Source organism: Pseudomonas sp. 51_B, from assembly GCF_017491595.1.
GTDB lineage: Bacteria > Pseudomonadota > Gammaproteobacteria > Pseudomonadales > Pseudomonadaceae > Aquipseudomonas > Aquipseudomonas promysalinigenes.
This window is the reverse complement of the sequence record NZ_JAFGYW010000018.1, coordinates 84,849-108,653: the sequence shown is the minus strand read 5'-3', so window position 1 is coordinate 108,653 and position 23,805 is coordinate 84,849. Positions and strand designations below refer to the sequence as shown.

Annotated in this window: 23 protein-coding genes; 5 read left to right on the top strand and 18 right to left on the bottom strand. The window is 60.6% G+C overall.

The window, feature by feature from the left end; genetic code table 11:
* The 15 genes from J5M56_RS18055 to J5M56_RS17985 form a co-directional block, all read right to left on the bottom strand.
* Nucleotides 1-3,092: glycosyltransferase family 2 protein (locus tag J5M56_RS18055; RefSeq protein ID WP_207937476.1), on the bottom strand; the 3,092-nt coding region annotated here is incomplete at its 3' end.
* A gap of 73 nt (nt 3,093-3,165) precedes the next feature.
* Complete coding sequence (locus J5M56_RS18050) at nt 3,166-4,749, bottom strand: flagellar hook-associated protein 3 (RefSeq protein ID WP_186478795.1); 1,584 nt, start codon at nt 4,747-4,749, stop codon at nt 3,166-3,168.
* A 13-nt stretch (nt 4,750-4,762) separates the two neighbouring features.
* Nucleotides 4,763-6,796 carry a flagellar hook-associated protein FlgK gene (gene flgK / locus J5M56_RS18045; protein WP_207937475.1) on the bottom strand — a complete coding sequence of 678 codons (2,034 nt, stop codon included), beginning with the start codon at nt 6,794-6,796 and terminating at the stop codon, nt 4,763-4,765.
* A 12-nt stretch (nt 6,797-6,808) separates the two neighbouring features.
* On the bottom strand, nt 6,809-7,975 hold the full coding sequence (gene flgJ / locus J5M56_RS18040) for a flagellar assembly peptidoglycan hydrolase FlgJ (RefSeq protein WP_060476942.1): 1,167 nt from the start codon (nt 7,973-7,975) through the stop codon (nt 6,809-6,811).
* 11 nt (nt 7,976-7,986) lie between these two features.
* Nucleotides 7,987-9,096: a flagellar basal body P-ring protein FlgI gene (locus J5M56_RS18035; protein ID WP_060476978.1), complete on the bottom strand. Its 1,110-nt coding sequence runs from the start codon at nt 9,094-9,096 to the stop codon at nt 7,987-7,989.
* 12 nt (nt 9,097-9,108) lie between these two features.
* Complete coding sequence (flgH, locus tag J5M56_RS18030) at nt 9,109-9,804, bottom strand: flagellar basal body L-ring protein FlgH (RefSeq protein WP_060476943.1); 696 nt, start codon at nt 9,802-9,804, stop codon at nt 9,109-9,111.
* 61 nt (nt 9,805-9,865) lie between these two features.
* On the bottom strand, nt 9,866-10,651 hold the full coding sequence (flgG, locus tag J5M56_RS18025; protein WP_060476944.1) for a flagellar basal-body rod protein FlgG: 786 nt from the start codon (nt 10,649-10,651) through the stop codon (nt 9,866-9,868).
* Nucleotides 10,652-10,698: 47 nt separating this feature from the next.
* Nucleotides 10,699-11,439, bottom strand: a complete 741-nt coding sequence (locus tag J5M56_RS18020) for a flagellar basal body rod protein FlgF (RefSeq protein ID WP_060476945.1) — start codon at nt 11,437-11,439, stop codon at nt 10,699-10,701.
* A 179-nt stretch (nt 11,440-11,618) separates the two neighbouring features.
* Nucleotides 11,619-11,804 (bottom strand): hypothetical protein, encoded by a 186-nt coding sequence (locus J5M56_RS18015; protein WP_207937474.1) that lies wholly within the window; start codon nt 11,802-11,804, stop codon nt 11,619-11,621.
* Between the two features lie 48 nt (nt 11,805-11,852).
* Nucleotides 11,853-13,199 carry a flagellar hook protein FlgE gene (flgE, locus tag J5M56_RS18010; protein WP_186478793.1) on the bottom strand — a complete coding sequence of 449 codons (1,347 nt, stop codon included), beginning with the start codon at nt 13,197-13,199 and terminating at the stop codon, nt 11,853-11,855.
* Between the two features lie 27 nt (nt 13,200-13,226).
* Nucleotides 13,227-13,943 (bottom strand): flagellar hook assembly protein FlgD, encoded by a 717-nt coding sequence (flgD, locus tag J5M56_RS18005; protein WP_060476948.1) that lies wholly within the window; start codon nt 13,941-13,943, stop codon nt 13,227-13,229.
* Between the two features lie 15 nt (nt 13,944-13,958).
* Nucleotides 13,959-14,402, bottom strand: a complete 444-nt coding sequence (gene flgC, locus J5M56_RS18000; RefSeq protein ID WP_060476949.1) for a flagellar basal body rod protein FlgC — start codon at nt 14,400-14,402, stop codon at nt 13,959-13,961.
* Between the two features lie 3 nt (nt 14,403-14,405).
* Nucleotides 14,406-14,813, bottom strand: a complete 408-nt coding sequence (flgB, locus tag J5M56_RS17995) for a flagellar basal body rod protein FlgB (protein ID WP_207937473.1) — start codon at nt 14,811-14,813, stop codon at nt 14,406-14,408.
* Nucleotides 14,814-15,114: 301 nt separating this feature from the next.
* Nucleotides 15,115-15,942 carry a protein-glutamate O-methyltransferase CheR gene (gene cheR, locus J5M56_RS17990; RefSeq protein ID WP_060476951.1) on the bottom strand — a complete coding sequence of 276 codons (828 nt, stop codon included), beginning with the start codon at nt 15,940-15,942 and terminating at the stop codon, nt 15,115-15,117.
* Between the two features lie 51 nt (nt 15,943-15,993).
* Complete coding sequence (locus J5M56_RS17985; RefSeq protein ID WP_186478791.1) at nt 15,994-16,923, bottom strand: chemotaxis protein CheV; 930 nt, start codon at nt 16,921-16,923, stop codon at nt 15,994-15,996.
* Between the two features lie 78 nt (nt 16,924-17,001).
* Here J5M56_RS17985 and flgA point away from each other — a divergent pair, with 78 nt between their 5' ends.
* The 5 genes from flgA to J5M56_RS17960 all read left to right on the top strand — a co-directional run bounded on the left by flgA (nt 17,002) and on the right by J5M56_RS17960 (nt 20,282).
* A complete protein-coding gene (gene flgA, locus J5M56_RS17980; protein ID WP_060476979.1) occupies nt 17,002-17,754 on the top strand; it encodes a flagellar basal body P-ring formation chaperone FlgA in 753 nt (250 codons plus the stop codon).
* A 150-nt stretch (nt 17,755-17,904) separates the two neighbouring features.
* On the top strand, nt 17,905-18,219 hold the full coding sequence (gene flgM, locus J5M56_RS17975) for a flagellar biosynthesis anti-sigma factor FlgM (protein WP_207937472.1): 315 nt from the start codon (nt 17,905-17,907) through the stop codon (nt 18,217-18,219).
* A gap of 51 nt (nt 18,220-18,270) precedes the next feature.
* Nucleotides 18,271-18,738, top strand: coding sequence for a flagellar protein FlgN (locus J5M56_RS17970; protein ID WP_207937471.1), 468 nt, complete (start codon nt 18,271-18,273; stop codon nt 18,736-18,738).
* An 80-nt stretch (nt 18,739-18,818) separates the two neighbouring features.
* Nucleotides 18,819-19,562, top strand: a complete 744-nt coding sequence (locus J5M56_RS17965; RefSeq protein WP_060476955.1) for a flagellar brake protein — start codon at nt 18,819-18,821, stop codon at nt 19,560-19,562.
* Nucleotides 19,563-19,709: 147 nt separating this feature from the next.
* Nucleotides 19,710-20,282, top strand: a complete 573-nt coding sequence (locus J5M56_RS17960) for a hypothetical protein (protein WP_060476956.1) — start codon at nt 19,710-19,712, stop codon at nt 20,280-20,282.
* A gap of 54 nt (nt 20,283-20,336) precedes the next feature.
* Here J5M56_RS17960 and J5M56_RS17955 read toward each other — a convergent pair whose 3' ends face one another.
* From J5M56_RS17955 to bkdR, 3 genes are all read right to left on the bottom strand, one after another.
* Nucleotides 20,337-21,671 (bottom strand): MFS transporter, encoded by a 1,335-nt coding sequence (locus tag J5M56_RS17955; protein WP_060476957.1) that lies wholly within the window; start codon nt 21,669-21,671, stop codon nt 20,337-20,339.
* Nucleotides 21,672-21,800: 129 nt separating this feature from the next.
* Complete coding sequence (locus tag J5M56_RS17950) at nt 21,801-23,042, bottom strand: glutamine synthetase family protein (RefSeq protein ID WP_186478829.1); 1,242 nt, start codon at nt 23,040-23,042, stop codon at nt 21,801-21,803.
* A gap of 191 nt (nt 23,043-23,233) precedes the next feature.
* Complete coding sequence (gene bkdR, locus J5M56_RS17945; protein ID WP_207937470.1) at nt 23,234-23,719, bottom strand: Bkd operon transcriptional regulator BkdR; 486 nt, start codon at nt 23,717-23,719, stop codon at nt 23,234-23,236.
* Nucleotides 23,720-23,805: the final 86 nt, after the last annotated feature.

Sequence of the window (23,805 nt, the reverse complement as noted above, 5' to 3'; positions counted from 1 at the left end):
CAGCCCACCCGCGGTCGGGCCGTGGTCTGGCGCTCGCTGGCAAGCCCTGCCCAGAGCCGAGCTGCCAACATGTTGGGGACCACGCGGATATCGTGATGAAGGCTCGACAAAGCGTCGGCCAACGGCTCGGTGGACACCACCACTCGGTCGCACAACGAGATGCCGCGGGCGACCAGTTCGCGGATGTCGCCGGCAATATTGCGCGAGTGATCGTTGCGCTTGGGCACATCGATGATGTAGTCGTCGATCTCATAGATATGCCTGGCACTGGAAGCACGCACCAGGCGCTGCATTTCATCGACCGAGCTCTTTTTGCTGCGGTACTGGAAGATGACGACGTCGGGCTTTTCGCGCTCGAGCTGGATCAGCTCCGGCATGGAGTAATCCTGACGTCCTTGTATCCAGCCCGCGCTCTCCAGGCCCAGGAACGGTTGAGAGACACGGTAGTGACCCACCGCAGAAGAGTTGACCGGTAACGCCAGCACCGACGGCAACACACGCTTGATGAAAGGATCCCACCCTTGGCGCAGCCCAGGCTCCAGGGTGAAGCTTGCCATCTTCAGGCTGAGATTGCGGTTGTAGGCAGGGTCACGGGCCAGCTTGGCAAGCCAGCGCTCATGCAACACTGCCTGGTCGTGCGCCCTCAGGGCGCGTATGTCATGCGCACCTGGGTGACCATCGCTGGCCGCCGCCATGCAAGCCAGCAAGGCGTTGGGCGTCCACACCAACAGGTAGCCTTGCTCTCCCAGCCGTAGGCAGATGTCCACATTCTGAAAGCCGCCCTGCAATCGGTCGACGTCGAACCCACCGAGGCTTTCGAACAGTTCCCGCCGCAGCAACAGGCAGTCCAGGCTCAAGGCGCTCCAGTTCTGCACCGCCTGCAGGCGGTGCATGTAACCACTGCTATCAGCGGGCATTCCCACAAACGGGCTGCCAGCTTCGCCATGCAGCGACAGCACCAGCCCGGCACCGACCACCGTGCCGTTTGCGCTACACAGTTTCGGGCCAACCGCGCCAACTTCCGGACGCCGGGCTTGGGCCACAAGCTCAGCGAGCCAACCCGCGTCGAAGGCCACGCAGGTGCTATCGAGCATCAGCAGATACTCGCCGCGCGCCAAGCCGCTGGCCTCGTTCAACTGGGCCACCTTGCTGGTTTGAGCAACTTCGATCACCCGCAACTGCTCGCTGCCAAGGCTGCGCATTGCCTCAAGCCACTGGCGCAGCTCTGTCGGCACGCTTGGCGCAGCAATCAACAGCACTTCGAAGTTGCCGTAGGCGGTGTGCTCGAACAATGACTCGACGCAACGCCTGGCCACCTGAAGGTTGTCGCCAACAGTGACGAGAATCGAGACCGAGGCAGAACCTGCGTGCTGGTAAGCCACGCGGCAGAGGGCAAGCCCGTCAGCGCAAACGACATCAGCTGCCACGCCCAGCCGTTGCAAGTGGGCGTCAGTCACCCGAGGTGCCTGCAGGACGCAGCGCGGGTCCCTCAACCAATCGTCGAAACGCCATGCGCAATGAACCAGTACCTCATCGACATGTTCGACCACCTGGAGGCCATGCTGCTCCGCGAGCCGCCACAGCAGATCATGGGGAGCCAGCAGCCCGAAGTCAGCGTTGAGCCCCCCTACCTGCTGCAATGCATCGCATTTGAATGCGAGCACGCGCCCCACATAGGGCATGCTGCGCATCAGGTCGAGGTTGAAGTCGGGCTTGAACAATGGTGTGGATTCGCTCAGCGCGTCCTGACTGTCTTCGTCCATGTACAGGCACACACGGTCGCGCACCACCATGCGTTCGGCCATGATCGCCAGCGCATGGGGGACCAAGCGGTCACCGGCACGCAAAAGCAGCACCCAGTCAACGCCCTCAGCCTGCTGAAGGCGAGCTTGCAGCGTCGCCATGCCATCGCTTTGCGATTGCAGAAATTCCACACCCGCCTCGTCTGCGCCCAATGCCTGCGTCGGCCCTACCACCCAGCAAGTGGCAGCCGGATATGATTGCGCGTTCAGGCTTTCGAGCGTCATGCGCAGCGCCGATGCCTGGCCTTCATCGGCCCAGACTACCGGCACTATCCTGGGCTGCGAGGGCCATTGCCCAAAGCGCTTGGGCAACAGCTTCAGCTGCGCGTCCGAGAGTACGCGGCACTCCAGCCACTGGCTGTAGACCTGCTCCAGAGACAGGCAATCACTGCCTACCTGCTGTTGTGTACGGGCCCACTGCAAAGCCCCTAAGCCATTTAGGTCATACTCCTGCCATTGCGCACTGGCATCGTCGACGTAGTCGCAGAAAGGCAGATACCTGACCCAGCCTTTGGCCGGAGCAGCTTCGCTGGTGCGCTCACCGAGCATTGCCTTGATCCAGTCGGTTTCGATCGGGAACGCCAAGGTCATGCTGGGTTGGTGGCTCAATCGTGCCGGGTGCAGCCGCTCCAGGCAGAGGAAACGGTCGAGGTGCCCCAGGTTTCCCCGGCGTAGCAGGCAGATGTACAGTGCCAGGTCCAAACGTGCCGCAAAGCCTTGGCCTTCCATGACCAGCGCGGGCAGAAACTCCTCCACCAACGAGCGCCGCATCAACGCACCGCTCAGGCCACCGAACAGATTGGGTGCCTGCAACTCCAGGGCATCGAGCAAATCGGTCCCTTTCACCACGGCATCGTCCGGACACATCACCATGTTGAGCATCCGTGAAGGCAGCAATGCATCGTCGGCGGCACACAGCAATCGCTGGCAGATCGACAGGCTCACGTCCGGGTGGCTGTTCATCGCTGCGGCCTGCAGGCTCACGCACTCGGTGAACAACAGGTCGTCATCGCAAAGAAACTTGATCAGCGCGCCGCGCGAAAGCTCAAGACACACCAGCAGATTGCGGGCAAATCCTAGTGTCTGTGGGTTGCGCTGGTAGCGGATCGGTCTGCCGGTTTCGGCCATTACCTCGTCAACGATAAGCTTTATCGCGTCGCCACGACTGTCATCACAGACCAGAACTTCGAAGTGCGGGTAATCCTGGTTGACCGCGCTCATCAAGGCATTGCGCAGAAAATCAGGATTGAATGCCGCAATGGCGATACTGACCAGAGCCGATGGGTTCACGTTGAGGTACCTTGGGGAACGCGCTCACGCATTACCGGCAGGCAATGCGTGAGTGGATATAACGAGGGGGCTGTCAGATGTAGTTGACCAGCGAGAGGCCGGCAACTTTTGCATAAGCCTGTAAAGACGCTTGCAGCATGTTGGTCTGCATCTGCAACCGCAGCATCACCTCGGCCGGATCGCTCTCGCGAATCGAGCTCTGGGTCTTGGTGTTCTCGGTGTTCAGCGCATCGTTGGTTTCAGCCTGCACATCCAACGCCTGGCCCCGGCCACCAATGGCGCTGATCGAGGACGATACCTGGTTGCTGGCACTCACGATGTTGCCAATGGCCGAATCGACCGATGCCAGAAAATTCTGTCGGGCCACCGGGTCGTTGTCCACCGGCGTACTCAACGCTGTACGCAGTTGACTGATGGTGTCGAGCACGTTCTGGGTCTGATGCGTGTCGACCTTGACCCCGAACGAATCGCCCGCAGCCGGCACCCCGGACAGCTCGAAGCTGACACCCGCCGCGGAAGCCGTGGTACCGCTCGGCCCTCCCAAGGTGCCTGAAGCCACTGGGCGGCTGCTGTCGGTGATCGGCGCGGCATACAGCTCGAAGGTGTTGGTACCAGTGAATTTCAGCACTGCACCACCGGTAGGGAATGCAGCCTTGTAGGCAGCTTGGTCGGTGATGGTCGCGCTGGTGACTTGCTCGCTGGAGCTGTTGCCAGGGCTGCGGGTACCGGATACCTGATCAGCCTTGGAACTGAGCGTGAAGGTATGCCCAGCAATGGCGGCATCCTCGTTGCCTTTGTCTGCATCCTTGAAGGTGATGTCCAGGCGCATGTCAACGCCGCGGAAGCTGATGGTGGTGTTGTCGCCCTTGGGGTCGAACTTACCGCCCTGGCTGGCTTCCAGGGTCACATCATTGCCGCTGGCATCGGTGATCTTGTACTGAGTGCTGCTGGTGAACTCGATGCTGTAAGGCTCACCGCTGCGGAAGCGGTCGTTGTAGGTCGAGCTACCCGACACCTGGCCGTTGGACAGGCTCACACGGCCGTCATCGATCGCTGGCGACACCAGCTTGGTTTCGCTGCGGCTGGTATTGAGCGCCTGCTCGAATGCATCGTAACCGGTTTCGTTGGCAGCCAGGCTGAGCATGTCGCCCACCTGCAGGTTCAGCTTGCTCTGGTCACCCTGGTAACTGTAGGTGCCATCGGCATTGCGCACATACGGCTGGGTATCACCCTTGGAGCCGGAGAAAATGTACTTGCCATTCTCATCCTTGCTATTCATCAGGGTGAACAGCTGGTCTTGCAGCGACGCCAGCTCGTCGGCATTGGCCTTGCGGTCGGAGTCGGTGAACGTACCGTTGCCCGAGCTCACCGCCAGTTCGTTGACACGCTGCAGGATGGTGCTGATGGAGTTGAGCGTGCTTTCAGCGGTGCCCAGTGAGTTGCGCACGCTGGTGATGTTACCCGAGTACTGTTTGAGCATGTTCTGCTGCTGCTCCAGCTGCAACAGGCGCGCAGCCCCCACCGGATCATCCTTGGCCGAGCGAACGCGGATGCCATCACTGGCCTCCTGCTGGCTCTTCACCGATTTGGCGAAGTTGTTCTGGTAGTTGGCCTGGTTGGTGTTATAGAACTGTGCGGTAGAGATGCGTACGCTCACGATCTAGGGCTCCTCAAAGACTGTTGATCAGGGTGGCGAAAGTTTCCTGGGCCGCCTTGATGATCTGCGACGACGCGGTGTAGTACTGCTGGAACTTGATCAAATTGCCAGTTTCTTCGTCGATCGACACGCCCGACAGGTTGTCGCGGGCATCCTTGGCCGACTTCTGCAGCGCCGTCGTGGCATCGCTGTCCATCTGCGCCTGGCCGGCCTTGCCACCCACGTTGGAGACCAGCTTGGCGTAGGCATCTGTGAAACTGATGCCCTTGCCATTGGCACCCACGTCGACGGTGGATTTGGTCTGCAGGTCGATCACCGACTGGCTGTTGCGGTTGTCCGCCGAGCCTGCGCCGGTCAACGCCACGGTATAGCTATCGCCATCCTTGGGAGCACCGGAAACGCTCATCTCGAAGGTGAAGTTGCTGCCCAGCGAATTGCCGTCGCCATCGACCATCGGCACCGAGAGCTGCAGCTTGTTGTCCTGGCCGGGGATGATCGTACCGCTACCGATACTGTTGCCCTTGGCGTCGTACATCGTGTACGCCTGCGGCGAGGTGCTGTCATCGCCGAACACCAGCTTCACCGGGGTCGAGTATTTAAGGCCTGTCTGCAGCTGCGAACGTTGCGCGGAATCGTAGATGTCCAGTTCCGAGGTCAGCGTCGGCTGGGTGATCACGCCAGTGCCTCTGTTGCCCGAACCGCTGGTTGCCGTCAGGGGCGCGGCCAAGGCCAGGCGCTTGGGATCGGTCAGCACAGTGTCGATGCCGGCTGCGGCATTGCGTGTCGGGGTGATCTTGAAGCTGTCACCGGCGCTCAGGGCGCCACCGTTGAGCGCCAGGCTGAACCCATCGATCACCGGTGCCGGATCGTCGTCAAGGCTGTAGCTGCCCATGTCGGTGCCATCTGGCAGCTTGCGCACGGTGTATTGCTTGTCGCTGGTGAAGGTCACCTGGTAATCGCTGGTGGTGAGCTTGCCGGTGTCCTTGATGGTCACATCGAGGTTGCCAGAGCCTGCGCTGTTGCCAGACCGGGCGATGCTGCGCTGGGCAATGGCCGCGGCGCTGTTGATATCGCTGAACAGGGTGGCACCGAAGTCACCGTTCTTGTCGATGCCTTGGGCCAACTGACTGTTGATGGCATCTGCCACTACCAACGCCACGCGGCCAAGCTCATTGAGCGCGGGGTCGAGCGTTTCCTTGCGATAGCGGATCAGGCCGCCCAGCTCGCCACCGGTGGTGCTGTTGGTGATGTCCATCTTGGTCGAGCCACGATTGAGGATCAGGCTCATGCGGGTTGGGTCGCTGGCGCTAGGCTCGACACCGATCGTTTGCGTGGTATTGCCCAGTACCAGGGCCTGGCCGTTCTTCAGGTAGACGTCGTAATTGCCGTTCTTTTGCTCGACCACATCGGCACCGATCAACGACGACAACTCGCGCACCGCGCCATCGCGCTGGTCGAGCAGGTCGTTGGGCTGGCCGTTGATGGCAGTCATCTTGGAGATCTGAGCGTTGAGGTCGGCAATCGACTTGGTCAGGGCGTTGACCTTGTCGGCGATCGACGCCATGTTGGCGTTGATATCGCTGTTCTGCTGGTTGAACTGCGCCGACAAGGTATTGAAACGCTTGGCCAACGACTGCGCACTGGTCAACAGCAGCTGACGCGACGCGTCCTCGGTCGGTTTGGCGGCAGCATCCTGCATGGCGCTGAAAAAGCTCTGCAAGGCAGCTGTGATACCGGTGTCACTGCTCGAGAGGGCAGTATCGAGCGGGGTGATCTGGCTCAGGTACGAAGAGGCGTCGCTGCTCAGCGAGGTGGTGGTACGCAACTGGTTCTCAAGGAACGCGTTGTAAACCCGGCGTACGTCGGCCAGCGTAGTGCCAGAGCCGATGAACACCTGGCCGACCTGCTGGGCGCCTTTGGTCTTCTGCACGTTCTGCTGGCGCGAGTAACTATCGACATCGGCGTTGGCAATGTTGTTACCCAGGGTATACATCCCCGACTGTGCGGCGCCAAGCCCCGACATACCAATGTTGATCAGACTCGCCATGGTTCCATGCCCTTAAAGTTTCGTTGTGGTACCGAGCGTTGCGTATTGCTCGTACGACTTCATCTGTCTTGCGATCTGCGAGATCTTGCTGGCGTAGTTCGGGTCGGTGGCGTACCCGGCCTTTTGCAGCTCCCGCACGAACTGTTCTGGGTTATCGGCTGACTTCACCGCATCTTGATAGCGTGAATTGTTCTGCAACAGACTTACCAGGTCGTGGAAGCTGTCCTGGTAAGAGTCATAGGAACGGAACGCCGCCGTCTCCTTGACGAACTGACCGTCTCGGAATTCGCTGGTGATCGCCCGCGCCGAATCGCCTTCCCAATTGCCACTGGCCTTGATACCGAACAGGTTGTGGCTGCTGCTGCCGTCACTGTTGCGCATGACCGACTTGCCCCAGCCGGTTTCCAGGGCGGCTTGAGCCACCAGGTAACGCGGGTCGACACCGATGCGCTTGGCAGCCTGCTCAGCCATCGGCAGCATGGTGGCGACGAATTCGTCGCTGCCTGCGAAGGCCTTCTTCGGTGCCAGCGGCGGCTGCGCCACCGCGCGGCCGGTAATGCGCAGGCCGTTGTCGGGAACGGCGATAGCGGTAGCCACTTGCTGCCCGTCACGGGCCGGCACGGCTGCCGTATTGGTGGTCGCGGCCGGGCCGGTGGCCGAAGGCACGATACCGGCCAGCAGGCGGTCGGTGAGCTTGCCCGGCAGCGCCAGGCGCCGGGCATTGAGCGCGGCGACGTCATTACGCGTGGCAGCGGCCTGGGTGGCGTGCACAGGTTCGGCCACCTTGTTGCCCCACAGCGCAGGCGCACTGCCCTCGATACGTGGGAACGGGCTGGTGTTGACCGGCGTGCTCTTGTTCTTCGACAGCTGGCGCACCAGCACGTCTTGCAAACCGATACCACCACCCTCGCGGGACATGCTCACGGCCAACTGCTGGTCGTACATGTCACGGTACTGCTTGACCGTCTCGCTGTTCATCGGGTTGTCGTCGGCCAGTACATCGCTGGCCTTGCGCGAGGCTTTGAGCATCTCGCTGATGAACAGCGACTCGAACTCCTGGGCCACCTTGCGCACGTTGGCATCGCTGTCGCGGTCACCGTGCTTGAGCGAGCTCAGGCGGTTCAGGTCGGTGTAGGCACCGCTGTCGGCGTGGCTGGAGACGAGGCTTTTCGAATTCATCGGCGGCGTCCTCAGATCACGATCAGGTCGGCCTGCAAGGCGCCGGCCTGCTTCAAGGCTTCGAGGATGGCCATCAGATCGCTGGGCGCTGCGCCCACCTGGTTCACCGCACGGACGATTTCATCCAGGGTGGTCCCAGGGCCGAACTTGAACATCGGCTTGGCTTCCTGCTGGGCATTGACCCGCGAGCGCGGCACCACTGCCGTCTGGCCATTGGAGAACGGCCCCGGCTGGCTGACGATCGGGTCTTCGGTAATGGTCACGGTCAGGCTGCCGTGGGTCACCGCCGCCGGCGAGACCTTGACGTTCTGGCCAATGACGATGGTACCGGTACGCGAGTTGATGATGACCTTGGCCACGGCCTGGCCAGGGTCGATCTCCAGGTTCTCGAGGATCGACAGGTAGTCCACGCGCTGGCTTGGGTCCATGGGCGCACTGACCCGTACCGAGCCGCCGTCCACGGCCTGGGCCACACCTGGGCCGAGCAGTTCGTTGACCTTGTCGACGATGCGCTTGGCTGTTGTGAAGTCGGGGCGGTTGAGGTTCAGGGTCAGGCTGTTGCCTTGGTTGAAGCCGCTAGGCACGGCACGCTCGACCGATGCTCCGCCAGGAATGCGGCCGGCCGACGGAACGTTGACGGTGATCTTGGAGCCGTCACGGCCTTCGGCATCGAAGCCGCCGACCACCAGGTTGCCCTGGGCGATGGCGTAGACATTGCCGTCGATACCTTTGAGCGGCGTCATCAGCAGGCTGCCGCCACGCAGGCTCTTGGAGTTACCGATCGATGATACGGTGATGTCCACCAACTGCCCTGGCTTGGCAAATGCCGGCAGGTCGGCATGCACCGACACGGCGGCGACGTTCTTGAGCTGCACGTTGCCCGAACCTGCCGGCACCTTGATGCCGAACTGCGACAGCATGTTGTTGAAGGTCTGCAAGGTGAAGGGGGTTTGGGTGGTCTGGTCACCCGTGCCATTGAGCCCCACCACCAGGCCGTAACCGATCAACTGGTTGGAGCGCACACCAGAGATGCTGGCGATGTCCTTCAGGCGCTCGGCATGGGCTCCGAACGCACAGGACAGAAGCAGGGTCGCGGCAATCAGCTGCCTTAGGTTGAACATGTTCATCCGTACTCAGAAGGGCCAAAGCGGGCTCATGAAGAAGCGGTCCAGCCAACCGGGCTGGCTGGCATCGGCGAAGGAGCCTGTGCCGGAATAGGTAATGCGCGCGTCGGCCACACGGGTGGACGGCACGGTGTTATCGGTGGCGATATCGTCGGCACGGATCAGCCCGGCGATACGCACCAACTCCTCGCCGGTGTTGAGCGTCATCCACTTCTCGCCGCGCACGGCGATGATGCCGTTAGGGAGCACTTCAGCCACGGTGACCGTGATCGAGCCGGTCAAGGTGTTGCCTTGGGTCGCCTTGCTGTCGCCTTTGGTGGTGCGGTCACCGCTGTACCCGGCCGACAGCGACAGGTCGCCGCCGCCGAACGGATTGTTGGTATTGGGGTTGGCCCCGAACAGCGAGGTCAAGCCGAGGTCGGCCTTGCTGTTTTTCTGAATCTGCGACCCTGCGTTCTTGCTCGCCGAAGTGCGCTCGTTGAGGGTGATGGTGATGATGTCACCCACACGGAACGCCTTGCGGTCGGTGTACAGGCTCTGCTCGAAACCGGCCTGGTAGATCGAACCGTTGTTGGCAGCCGCCGGCAGCGGGGTGCGCGGCAGAACCGGCGCATAGTACGGGTCGTTCGGCTTAGGCGTCGGCGCGACGCAACCAGCCAACACCACCGCCCCCCCCAGGGCGAACACAGACAACAGACGCTTCATGACACATACCTCACGGTGTAACGGGAGTAGAACCTGCACTTAGGCTTGCAGCGACCACGCTTCAGAGCTGTTGCGTGACGAACGACAGCATCTGGTCAGCGGTGGAGATGACCTTGGAGTTCATCTCATAGGCACGCTGGGTGGTGATCATGTTCACCAGCTCTTCAACGGTGCTGACGTTGGAGTTCTCCAGTGTCTGCTGCAAGGTGGTGCCAAAGCCATTAAGGCCTGGTGTGCCGACCTGCGGCGCGCCACTGGCAGCGGTTTCCAGGAACAGGTTGTCGCCGATGGCTTGCAGGCCAGCGGGGTTGATGAAGTCGGCTGTCTGGATATTGCCGATCACCTGTGCTGCGGGGTTACCGGCAGTGGTGATGGACACGGTGCCGTCCTGGCCGACGGTGAAGGTCTGGGCATCGTTGGGCACCACCACCGCAGGCTCCAGAGCGAAGCCCTGGGCAGTGACGATCTGGCCATCGGAGTTGAGATGGAAAGTACCGTCACGGGTATAGGAGACAGTGCCATCGGGCTGCAGCACCTGGAAGAAGCCACGGCCATTGACCGCCATGTCCAGCGGGTTTTCGGTGGTTTGCAGGCTGCCGGTCTGGAAGTTTTTCTGGGTGCCGACGATGCGCACACCGGTACCTACCTGCAGGCCCGATGGCAGCTCGCTGTCCTGGGTCGACTGCGCGCCAGGCTGACGCTTGATCTGGTACAACAGGTCGGCGAATTCGGCGCGATCGCGTTTGAAGCCTGTGGTCGAAACGTTGGCCAGGTTGTTGGAAATAACGGTCAGGTTGGTGTCCTGGGCGGACAGGCCGGTTTTAGCGACCCAAAGAGCCGGAAGCATCAGTATTCTCCTCGTGCGCCTGTTTTACGGCACCCGTTCACAGTTGGTTAGCCGATTTGCAAAACACGCGCCATGGCTTCATCGCCTTCCTTGGCCGCGTTCATCATTTTCACGTGCAGCTCGAATTGGCGGGACAGCGCCAGCACCGACGTCATTTCTTCGACGGCATTGACGTTGCTGCCTTCCAGAAAGCCCGACACCACCCGCACATTGACGTCGGCAGCCGCCGGTTGGCCGCTCTGGGTGTGAATCAAGCCATCCAGACCTTTGGTCATGGTTTTGATGTCCGGGTTGACCAGCTTGATACGGTCGACTTCGGCCATCACCCGCGGGCCTTCACCCATCGAGCGGATGCTGAGGGTGCCATCGGCACCGACTTCGACTTTCTGCTCTGGTGGAATGGCGATAGGGCCACCGTTGCCGATCACCGGCATGCCATTGCCAGCTCGCAGCACGCCAAGGGCATCGATGTTCAGGCTGCCGGTGCGCACGTAAGCTTCGCTGCCATCGGGCGCCTGCACGGCGATAAAGCCCTGGCCGCTCACCGCCACGTCCAGGTCACGCCCGGTCTCGACCATCGGCCCTTCGCTGAAGTCGGTAGCCGGGCGCTCGGTCATGGCAAATGCCCGCGACGGAAAGCTGTCACCGAACACCGGCATCGAGCGTGCCTGTTCCAGATCACGCTGAAAGCCATTGGTGGAAACGTTCGCCAGGTTGTTGGCGTGGGCCTTTTGCGCCAGCGCGTTCTGGCTGGCGCCGGTCATGGCCACGTAAAGCATCTTGTCCACAGTCATCCTCCGCTGCACTGACGATCGATTGCCGCTCGCCGCTGCTGTGCAGGCTTTAAAGCAAGTTCCGAACCAACTTTTCGAATTCATGAAAAAGCCCGTATTCACGGGCTTTTTCAGGGTTTGCCAGCTGCCTGCCGCCGGTTATCCGGCGCCGGTTTGCCGATAGCGGCAACGGCTTACAGTTCGCGGCAACCGCCGTTGCTGTAAGGGCCGGCGAATTTTTTCCAGCCCTGCCCCGGCGGCCATTGCGAACACACCAGCCGCCCGTCCGCCTGGCTTTCCCAACGCCACCAAGGCGCGGTGCCGGCGTGGGCCTGATACAGGTAGAAGGCGGCGAGCAACAGGATGGCCAGCTTGTTCATGGGTGCTCCAGATCGCCGGGGCCGCTCGACGGCCCCAGCGCGTCATCATCAGGTCATCTGGATGATGGTCTGCATGATGGTGCTTTCGGTAGAGATGGTCTTGGCGTTTGCCTGGTAGTTGCTCTGGGCCTTGATCAACTCGACCAGTTCTTGAGTCAGGTTGACGTTGGAGGCTTCCAGCGAGTTGGACTCAACGCTGCCCAGGGTACCGGTTTTCGGCGAATCGATGCCCGGAATGCCCGAGGAATAGGTTTCCGTCCAACGGGTGCCACCGATTTGCTGCAGGCCCTGGTCATTGGCGAAGCTGGCCAGCGCCACCTGGCCAATGGCCCGGGATTGCTGGTTGCTGAAACTGGCGAACAGCACACCCGTGGAGTCGATGCTCAGGCTGGAGAGAATGCCGGTGGCGTAGCCGTCCTGGGACTGCGACATGCGCGCGGTCTCGGTATTGTACGAGGTGGTGCTGTTCATCGACAGACGCATGCCAGTGGTGTTCTCGGTGGAACCGTTGGCGATCCAGTTACCGCTGGCATCCTGAGTGGCTGGAATCCAGCCCTTGAGCGTGAAGGTGTTGTTGGTCACGCTCCACTCCGCCCCCGCCGGCAGCCCGGTGGTGTCAGTAGTCATCGAGGCCACGCTGCCATCGCTGTTGAAGCTGATGGTGCCCGTCAATGGGGTATCGGTGGTCGGGTCCATCGGGTTGCGGCCATCGATCAGGGTGTACATGGTCCACTCGTTCGTATCGGTCTTGCGATAGAACTGCTCCATGGTGTGCTCGTTGCCTTGGCTGTCGTAGACCTTGGTCGAGAACGACTTGCTGTACGAGGTTTCGTCCGTCGGGTCGAAGACGATCTCACCTGCGACCGGCGGCGTGGAAGGCAGCGGGATGGATTTGGCCGACGAGTTCAGGTTGATACCCTGGTCGATCAGGCTGGTGGCCTTGGGTTGCAGGGCGGAGGTATCGATCTTGAGGTCGGTCAGCACACCCTTCTTGATCGTACCGTTGGCATCCGCCGCATAACCTTGCAGGCGCAGGCCATCGGAGGTGACGACGTAGTTGTCCTTGCTGTTCTGGAAGGCGCCGGCACGGGTGTAGACCATCGAACCGTTGTCCGACAGTACGAAGTAGCCTTGGCCCTGGATGCCCATGTCCAGCACGTTGCCGGTGTTGTTCACGTCACCCTGGGTGAACTGCTGGGAAACCGCGGCCAGGCGCACACCGTTACCGACCTGGTTCTTGCCTACGCCCAGGCGGTTGGCACCTGCGTAGACATCGGCGAACTCGGCACGGGACGATTTGAAACCTGTGGTGTTGACGTTGGCGATGTTGTTGCCAGTGACGTCCAGTTGCTTGTTGGCTGCGTACAGACCGCTAAGGCCGATATTGAAAGACATGCTGTTGCTCCTTGTGCCGTTCTGGCCTTAGATACCGATGGTTTGTACGTCAGCAAGGGAAACCTTGCCGACGCCAGCGAGGTTGAGCACCATCTCGCCTGTGGTGTTGAAGCTGACGCTGGTGACCTTGGCCGGCAGCAGGGTATTCATCTGCACCGACTGACCGTCGACGGTGGTGCTGGCGGTGAAGGTGTAGGTGCCCGGATCGACCTTTTCACCGCTGGCGTTGGTGCCATCCCAGATGAAGTCGGCGTAGCCGGCTTTCTGCTCGCCCACCTCGATGGTCTTGACGGTGTTGCCGTCCTTGTCTTTGACGGTGATCTTCGCCCCATCGATGGCCTGGGGTACGACGAACTGGCCATTGAAGCTATCGGCGGTGTCGACCACGGCCTTGTCGTTCTGCACGATCACCGAGCGCCCGACCAGCGAAGAAGCCTGCAGGGCCTGGGACGAGGCCATGGCACTGGTGATGTTGGTAACCGATTCATTGAGCGAGGTAATGCCTTCCAGGCTGCTGAACTGTGCCAACTGGGCGACGAACTCACCGTTGTCCTGCGGGTCGAGTGGGTTCTGGTGCTGCATCTGGGTCACCAGCAGCTGCAAGAACGCGTCCTTGCCCAGCGTGCTGTTGCCCGTCTGGGAAGTTGTGTCTGTGGCGGTTTTCTTGGTGGTACCGGTGCTTACACCCGAGGCCGCCAGCACGTCATTGAGGTTGACACCGGTGGTCGAAGTATCGATGGCCATCGTCGCAATTCCTTATCACTGACCCAGGGTCAGAACCTTCTGCATCATGTTCTTGGCGGTGTTCATCAGCTCGGCGTTGGTCTGGAACGCGCGGCTGGCCGAGATCATGTCAGCCATCTCTTCCACCACATTGACGTTGGGGTAGTAGACGTAGCCGTCCTTGTTCGCCGCCGGGTGGTTAGGCTCGTAACGCGCCTCCAGGTTGCTCTGGTCTTCGACGATGCCCTTGACCTGCACGCCCTGCCCCGCCTCGCCCTGATCCTCGAACAGCGACTGGCTGGTGCCGTTCTGTGCGTTCTGGAAGGTGGTGGCGAATACCGGGTGGCGAGCACGGTAGGTCTGGTCGATGCTCGAGGACACGGTTTCGGCGTTGGCGATGTTCGAGGCGACGGTGTTGAGGCGAGTGTTCTGCGCGCTCATGCCGCTGCCGGCGATGTTGAAAACACTGGAAAGGGACATGAATTACTCTCCGCGCAGGGCCGACACCAGCCCTTTGAATTTACTATTGAGCAGGGTGAAGCTGGCCTGGAACCCGATGGCGTTTTCGGTGTAGTTCGATTGCTCGATCTGGGCATCCACGGTGTTCTGGTCCACCGAGGGCTGAGTTGGCACGCGGTACTGCAAGCTGTCGTCAGCCATTGCCAGCCCGTGGGCCTCGATATGCCGGCTATTGGTACGGTCCATGGCAAAGCGCCCGCTTTGCTGCTTCTGACTCTCGGCGGCAAGCACCGAAGAGAAGTCCAAGTCACGCGCCTTGTAGTTGGGCGTGTCGGCGTTGGCGATGTTGTTGGCCAACACTTCGGCACGCTGGGCGCGAAAACCCAGGGCTTTTTCGTGAATGCCAAGCGCCTTGTCGAAACTGATGCTCATAATCGGGTAAACCTTCGAAGGTTGGCCGGAATTTCGTTGAGCAAGTCATAGCAAGGGTTGTGCCAACGACCTGAAACTGCGCAAACACTGGGCTGCGGTGTATTCAGCTGCTGGCCCGATGCCAGAAAAGCGGCAAAGTGCTTCCGCTTGGCCAGGGAAAAGCGGCAATTGAGGGGTGGCAAAAGCGGCAAATCAAAAAATTGACGTCAAACCGCAACGCCACGATTCGCGGGTTGAACCGCGAGAGGGCAGGCATAGGCAAATAAAAAAAGCCGGCAATTTGCATTGCCGGCCATCGCACTCACTTGGCCTGGTAGATGATACCGGGGCTGCACTGGACCATCTGGTAATGGTCCGGCAACCCATTCAGCGCCTCCGAGGCACCGAGGAACAGATAGCCCCCAGGCTTGAGGGTGCTGTGGATGCGCATCAGGATGTCCTTCTTCACCTGCGCCGAGAAGTAGATCAGCACATTACGACAGAACACGATATCGAACTTGCCCAGGCTGGCGTAACTGTCGAGCAGGTTGAAAGCGCGGAACTCGACTCGGCTACGGATGGCCGGTTTGACCGCCCACCGGCCGGGCCCTTTGGTGTCGAAATAACGCTGCAAGCGCTCCTGGGACAACCCACGAGCGATTGCCAGGCTATCGTACTCACCGCTTTTGCAATTGGTCAGCATCGAACCGGAAAGGTCGGTGGCGACAATCTGCGCCCCCATCTTCAACTGGCCAAGGTTACTGCGCTCGAATTCGTCGATCGCCATCGAGATCGAATACGGCTCCTGCCCCGACGAACAGGCCGCCGACCACATGCGCAGACGCTGGCCGGGGTTGTTCTTGATGAACTCGGGTATGACCTTGTTCTTCAGCACTTCGAACGGGTAGGTATCGCGAAACCACAGGGTCTCGTTGGTGGTCATCGCATCCACCACCTGCTCACGCAGGCCGCCGCGCGGCTGGGTCTGAATGCGCTGCACCAGCTCGCCGAGGCTCTTGATACCCTGTTGCTCCATCAGCTTGTTGAGACGGCTGGAAACCAGGTACTGCTTATTCTCCCCCAGCAGGATGCCACAGGCTTTTTCCAGGAATACCCTGAACTGTTCGAATTCCAAATTACCCGTAGACACTACTGCCGCCTCTTTTCAATCACTGGTGCCGGGGGGCTGCCCCCGGCTGCTTCAATGCGTTGCCTTGATTCGGTCGACCACGCGCTGGGCCAGGTCATCCGGCCTGAATTTGGCGAGGAAATCATCGGCACCGACTTTCTTGACCATCGCCTGGTTGAATACCCCGGACAGCGAAGTATGCAGGCAGATGTGCAATTTTTGCATACGCGGATCGCTACGGATCTCTGCGGTAAGCGTATAGCCGTCCATTTCCGGCATTTCAATGTCGGAAATCATCATCAGAAACTCTTCTTCCGGCCGCTTGCCCTCCTCCACCAGCTTGCGCAGGTAATCCAGGGCCTGACGACCATCGTTGAGTGCAACCACCTCCACCCCCACCGTCTGCAGGCAGCGGCTGACCTGCTTGCGCGCCACCGACGAATCGTCGACGGTAAGCACGCGCAACAAAGTGGCCTTGTCCTGCACCTCGGCATCGACCACACCGGCAGACACCGATTCGGACGACGGTGCCACCTCGGCCAGCACCTTCTCCACGTCGATGATTTCGACCATGCGGTTGTCGACCCGGGTAACGGCCGTCAGGTAATGGTCGCGCCCAGTGCCCTTGGGTGGTGGATGGATCTCTTCCCAGTTCATGTTGACGATACGCTCGACCGAATGAACCAGAAACCCTTGGGTCTTGGTGTTGTACTCGGTGATGATCACGAAACTGTTGCGCGTGTCTTCCTGCAAGCCTGGCAGGCCGGTCGCCATCGACAAATCGAGGATCGGGATGGTCGCCCCGCGAATGTTGGCCACACCTCGCACAACTCGGTGAGACTTGGGCAACAGGGTCAGCTCAGGGCATTGCAGCACCTCGCGGACCTTGAACACGTTGATGCCGTAAAGCTGCGCTCCATTGAGACGGAACAGCAGCAATTCCAGGCGATTCTGCCCAACCAGCTGCGTACGCTGGTTGACTGAATCCATTACCCCCGCCATGCCTGACTCCTTATGCTTTCTGCCTTTTTGGTGCCACTTGCTCAGCAAGTCGGCACGGGCTTTGCTTTTTTGAGCGTCATGTACACGAAAACGACAAATTTCCGACGACTGACGCACCTGCTGAGCGGCTTGCTCGCCACGCTATGCCTGCTGGCACCTGGCGCTCGCACACTGGCGGACGCGGTTACCTTGCCTGAACAGCTTATCGGTGTCACCCAAGGGTTTCTTGAATTCAGTGTCGAGGACTATCTGGCGACCACGCAAACCCCAGGGCGCTACGAAATTCAGGTCAACCCGCTCGACCCGCGCCTACGCATGCCCCTGTGCAGTCAGCAACTGGACGCGTCGCTGGAAAGCCCTGCACAACCGCTGGGGCGGGTGACCGTGCGGGTGCGCTGCAACGGCAGCGCGCCCTGGACCATCTTCGTACCGGCAACGGTGAAGCTATTTCGCGAGGTGGTGGTGGTCACTCGGCCACTCAAACGTGACAACGTGGTCGGCGAGAACGATGTCGCGTTGCGCGAGCGCGATGTCGGCACGCTGAACCAGGGTTTTCTCACCGAACTGGATCAGGCGGTGGGCATGAAAATGCTACGCCCCACAGTGCTCGACCAGGTACTCACGCCGCAGCACCTTGAACAGGCTGAGGTGGTGCGCAAGGGCGATCATGTCGTGATTACCGCGCGCAGTGGCTCGCTGAGCGTGCGCATGCCCGGCGAAGCGCTGGCCAAAGGTGGCGAAGGCGAGCAGATCCGCGTGCGCAACCTCAATTCGCAGCGGGTGGTCAAAGCCCGGGTGACCGGCCCAGGCCACGTCGAGGTCGCCATGTAGATTACGCTGGCAGTGCGCTGCGGCTTTTCCTAAACTGTGCGCAAACGGGTTCGCGGGCTTGCTGACAGGCGGCTACGCATTAATGCCTAAAGTTTATTTCGGGTTGGCCGAAAACAAGGCAAGCGTCCAAATACCCAGAGGTTTGCGATCATGGCCATCGACTTAAGTCGTTTGAACAACTCTCCGTCCATCACGGGTGGCGTTCGTGGCAACGCCACGTCCGGCAACGCCGAAAAAACCGGCGAAGCCAAAGAAGCGCCCAAAGGCGCCAGCGCCAGCGGAGAAGCGGTACACCTCAGCCAAGAGGCCCAGCAGTTGCAACAGGTCAGCGACAAGCTGCGCGACCAGCCCGTCGTCAACAGTGCCCGCGTGGCGCAGTTGAAGCAGGCCATCGCAGACGGCAGCTACCAGGTCGACGCCGGCCATGTCGCCAGCAAACTGCTCGATTTCGAAGCCCAGCGCTGACCGTTCGTCGCGCTGACTTCACGGACGCTATGTAAAGCCAAAGAGTTAGCCATGCACGACATCACTTTGCTGCAACTGATCGAAGACGACATCGCACCGACCCAGGAACTGCTCGACCTGCTCCAGCAGGAGTCGATGGCCCTGCACGGCCGCGACATGGCTCCGCTGGAGGGTATCCTGGCGCGCAAGCAGTCGCTGATCGTTCTGCTCGAGCAGCAAGGCATGCGTCGCAACAACCTGCTCACCAGCCTTGGCCTTAGTGCCAACCGTGCCGGTGTGCAGGCACTGGCCGCTCAGTCGGACAACGGCGAGCTGATCATGCAGCAGCTCGAAGTGCTGAACCAGTTGATGACGGCGTGCCAGAAGGTCAACGAGACCAACGGCCGGATGATTCAAGTGCAACAACACGTCACGGCCAACCAGATCAATATCCTTCAGGGCGGTGAAGCGCCATCGCTCTACGACAGCCGTGGCACCACCTCCCCACTAGCCAAGCCCCGGGCGCTCAGCCAGGTGTGATTATTTCTATCAAGGCACGGAACATACTGGCAAAATGCCGTTACTTGCGTGTGTCGTTTTTGCCTGGAGATTGATAACCCGTGTTCAATGAAGCCGATGCCCCGCAACCGCCAAAGGTGCTGAACACGCCCTTGGAGATCGCGGCCAACCTGCGCCTACTACAAGAAAGCCACGATCCGCTGATCATCACCTTCCACGAGCGCAGCCAGCGGTTCCAGAGTTACGTGGTGCACGTAGACCGTGACAGCAATGCGCTGGCCCTGGATGAAATGATTCCGCGCGATGGCGAAAAATTCATCGAGAACGGCGAAGCGTTCCGCATCGAAGGCTTCCACGACGGTGTGCGCATCGCCTGGGAATGCGACCAGCAGTTGAAAATCAGTGAGGTCGATGGTCATCGCTGCTACCGCGGTGCGATGCCCGAAGAAATGACCTACCACCAGCGCCGCAACGCATTCCGTGCAGCGCTCAAGCTGTCGCAGTTGGTCGACATCATTCTCGATGGCAGCTACCTCAAGGGTAACGGTGCCTTGCGCGGCAAGCTGCTGGATATTTCGGCCACCGGCTGCAAGCTGCGCTTCGACGGTAACGTCGAGGACCGCCTGCAACTGGGCCAAGTGTACGAACGCTTCAAGGCCAGCAACCCGCTAGGCCTGGTTGATACCATGGTGGAACTGCGCCATCTGCACTTCGAAGAGCGGATCAACACCACCTTTGCTGGCGTGCGCTTTCATAACCTCACAGGTCAAGCCCAGCGCAAGGTCGAAAGTTTCGTCTACCAGTTACAGCGTGAGGCTCGGCGTTTCGATAAAGACGATTATTGAACCGAGCCGCACTCGCCGAACGCCACCCACCGGGTGGCGTTTTCGTTTGCCGATTGGCGTAGGGTTTCCCCATTACGCGTGATTGACCGACTTCCTACTGTAGAGCGCCCTAAGCCTGCAACAGGCGCATCAGGAACGAGGCCTAGCATGATTCAATCGACATTCACCGCTGAACTGCATTGCCACTATGGCCGTATCGGGGTAGTTGAAACCCCCATCTGGGTGCACCCAACGCTCTCTTTGGACGTCGATGGCTGGCTGTGCACAGAGCACCACTTGCGGGGCACCTCCAGCTTCAAGCCCATACGCTTCGAGTTCGCCTTCGTGGAAAAAGGACGTAACCGCATCTACTACAAGATCAAATGCGACACTTCCTGGGAGTACCAAGACGCAAGGCTCGCCAAAAACGGCAATGGCTGGCTGGGCCTTTACGGCACTCACGTGTTGGGCAGGTTATTGGACTTGCCCCACGATCTGTTTTCGCAGTCGCGCAACAAATGGAAGATCGAATTGCTGCAACCCTGGGACGGTGATGTGGCAAGCGCCGAGCATATCGATTTCCACCTGCGCGACTTGCAGGGCCACAGGGTGTCAGTTGTGCCCTATAGGCACGTCAGCAACAAGGACAGTGACAATCTGCGTTTGTGGTTTCTCAATGCCGGCGACAAACAGGGCGAAGTGCTGACGCTGCAGCTGCGCAATATAGAGCTCAAGCACTAGTGACATTGCAGCCTGCCAGCAATCAGGCACGGGGCCTGCTTGCTGGCAGTTCGATTACACCGGCCGCTCGACGTGCCCCGGCGCCGCCTCTACCCCCGCCTTTTCCTCTTCTTCGGTATCCTCAGCCGCAACTGGGGTCTGCATCACGTCCTGCACGGTCTGCTCATCCACACGGGGGTCGAGGGCCGCCGACAGTGGCGAGCCGGCCGCTGGCATGGCCACGTGCCCCAGTGGAGCATCCTGCACCTGGTGCAGCCCGGTAACGGCTTTTGGCCGGATGCGCCAGACCAGCACCAGGGCGAAGAATGCGAAGAATGCGTAGAGCATCTGCGCCCCGAATACTTTCATCAGAACACCCGCCGCCAAGGGCCCGATACAGGCACCCACGCCATAGGTGACCAGCAGCATGGCCGTCAACGAAACCCGCCGCTCGCTCTCGACATGGTCATTGGAGAACGCCACCGCCAGCGGGTACAGGCAAAATTGCAGCAGGGAAATCACGAAGCCAATGCCGAACAGCACCTCAAGCGGCACGCTGGGCAACAGCGCGAGCGGCGCCGACGCCACTGCCAAACCCACTGCGACGCTACGAATCAGCACAGCACGGTCATACCGGTCGGACAGCCAGCCAAGCGGCCACTGCACCAGCAGCCCGGCAAAGATGCAGCAACCCATGAACAGACCAATCTGTTCGGTCGACATGCCTTGACTGGACGCGTACAGCGGCGCCAAGCCATAGAACGAGCCGACGATCAGGCCCGAACCCAGTACCGTACTGAGCGACTGCGGTACCCGCTTGATGAAGAACTTTGGTTCCATCGGTGCCGGGCGCAGCGGCGCTGGGTGGATGCGTCGGGTCATCGCTACCGGCACCAGGCACAAGGCGAAGCACATGGCTACCAGCATCAGCAGCTCAGGGCCCAGTTGCGGGTGTACCACCAGAATCAGCTGGCCAAGCACAAGGCCAAGGTAGGAGGCGATCATGTAGCCGCTGAACACCGCACCCCGATGCTTGGCGTCGGCCTGCTCATTGAGCCAGCTTTCGATGACCATGTACTGGCACATCATGCCCAGGCCGACGATCATCCTCAGCCCGACCCATACCGGCAGCCAGCTGGTCAGGCCATGGCCGAGCACCGCCGCACCGACGATGCCGGCGCACGTGGCATAGGCTCGAATGTGCCCAACCCTACCGATAAGCCGGTGGCCGACCTTGCCGCCTACCGCCAGACCAAAGTAGTTGGCTGCCATCAACGCACCTACCCACAGGCTATCGACATGCTCGGCCGCTAGGCGCAGCGCCAAGTAAGTGCTCAGCAGGCCGGAGCCGATCAGCATCATCAAGGCGGCAAAATACAGCGACTGAAAGGGCTTCCAGATGTTTCGCATACGTCCCGTCGAACTCCCTGGTCAGGTGGCGTTGGCTTGCCGCAAGCATAAAAGCAAAACGGCCGTAATGCAGTCCTGCGCCAGCCAAATCGGCTGACAGCGGCGCGGCCAGTGCCAAGGGTGTCGCGCTCAGGCCTGTGCGGCCAGCACGCGTCGCTCCCATGGCGTGATTTCGTTGAAGAAGTCCGTAAGTTCAAGGGTCTTGCTCGCAACGTAGCCTTCGATGAACTCATTGCCGAACAGTTCCCGGGCCAACGCACTGCGCTTGAGGCGCTCCAGTGCTGCATGCAAGGTGCAAGGCAGACTCAAGTGCTCCGGCACCTGGAACTCGCCCTGGATCGCCGGGGTGGGCTGCAGGCGCTGTTCGATGCCATGCAGGCCCGCGGCCAAGCTGGCAGCGATGGCCAGGTAGGGGTTGGCGTCGGCGCCCGGCAAGCGGTTTTCCACCCGTCGCGCCACCGGGGCGCTGGCAGGGATGCGCAGGCCTGCAGCGCGGTTGTCCTCGGACCAGCAGGCATTGTTCGGCGAAGCATAAGGGTGGCACAAGCGCTGGTAGGAGTTGACGTTGGGCGCGAACAATGCGGTGAAGTCGGCCATGCACGCCTGCTGGCCACCGATGAAGTGGTAAAACGCCTCGGTCGCCTCGCCTTTCTGGTCGCTGAATACATTCCGCCCGCTGGCGATCTCCACCAGGCTCTGGTGAATATGCATGGAACTGCCCGGGGTATGTGCCAACGGTTTGGCCATGCACACCACAGTCAGCCCGTGCTTTAGGGCCACCTCTTTGAGCAGGTGCTTGAACAGGAAGGTCTGGTCGGCCAGCAGCAGCGGGTCGCCGTGCAGCAAGTTGATCTCGAACTGGCTCACGCCCATTTCATGCATGAAGGTGTCGCGTGGCAGGCCCAGGGCCGCCATGCATTGGTAGACCTCCTGGAAGAATGGGCGCAGGCCGTTGTTGGAGCTGACGCTGAACGCCGAATGCCCAAGCTCACGGCGGCCGTCCCTGCCAAGCGGGGGCTGGAAGGGCTGCAGCGGGTCGGCGTTGTGGGCAAAGACGAAGAACTCAAGCTCGGTCGCCACCACCGGTGCCAACCCCAGGGCTGCATAGCGGGCGATCACCGCTTTTAGCAGGCCCCGCGTGGACAGCCCAGAGGGCATGCCGTCAAGTTCGTTGGCATCACAGATAGCCAGCGCCAGGCCCTCTTCGCTCCATGGCAGGCGATGGATCTGTGCAGGCTCGGCCACCAACGCCAGGTCACCGTCATCACTGCCGTAGAAACGCGCTGGAGGGTAACCCCCCATGATGCATTGCAAAAGCACACCCCGGGCCATCTGCAAGCGGCGGCCTTCGAGGAAGCCTTCGGCGGTCATCACTTTTCCACGGGGGACCCCGTTGAGGTCGGGGGTGACGCATTCGATCTGGTCAATGCCCTGGAGGATCTCGGCAGGCGAGCGGTGGGCGGCGGTGGTCATGACGCTTGTCCTTGTTGTTATGGGCTGGCCACAACATAGGCTAGGGGTGTTTAAAATATCAAGCACCCTCTCGCATAGACTGTGCCGGCCTATTCGCGCAAGGTCATGCCATTGGCAGGCAACGGTAAAGCGGTCTTGTAGCGCACCTGCTTGAGGGCAAAGCTTGAGCGGATGTTGGCCACCCCTGGCAAGCGCGTCAAATAATCGAGGAACCGTTCCAGGGCCTGGATACTCGGCAGCAGCACCCGCAGCAGGTAGTCCGGATCTCCCGTCATCAGGTAGCACTCCATCACCTCTGGCCGCTCGGCGATTTCTTCCTCGAAGCGGTGCAAGGCCTGCTCGACCTGTTTCTCCAGGCTGACATGGATGAACACGTTCACGTCCAGGCCCAGCACCTGGGGCGACAGCAAGGTGACCTGCTGGCGAATCACCCCCAGTTCCTCCATCGCCTTGACCCGGTTGAAACAGGGCGTGGGCGACAAGTTCACCGAGCGCGCCAGCTCGGCATTGGTGATGCGGGCGTTGTCCTGAAGGCTGTTGAGAATGCCGATATCGATACGATCGAGCTTGCGCATGAGACAAATTCACCGGTTTTTTGTGCTTATGCGGAATGTTTATCTCCCCTGTCAGACAAAGGCAATCAACTTGAGAGAAAAATTCT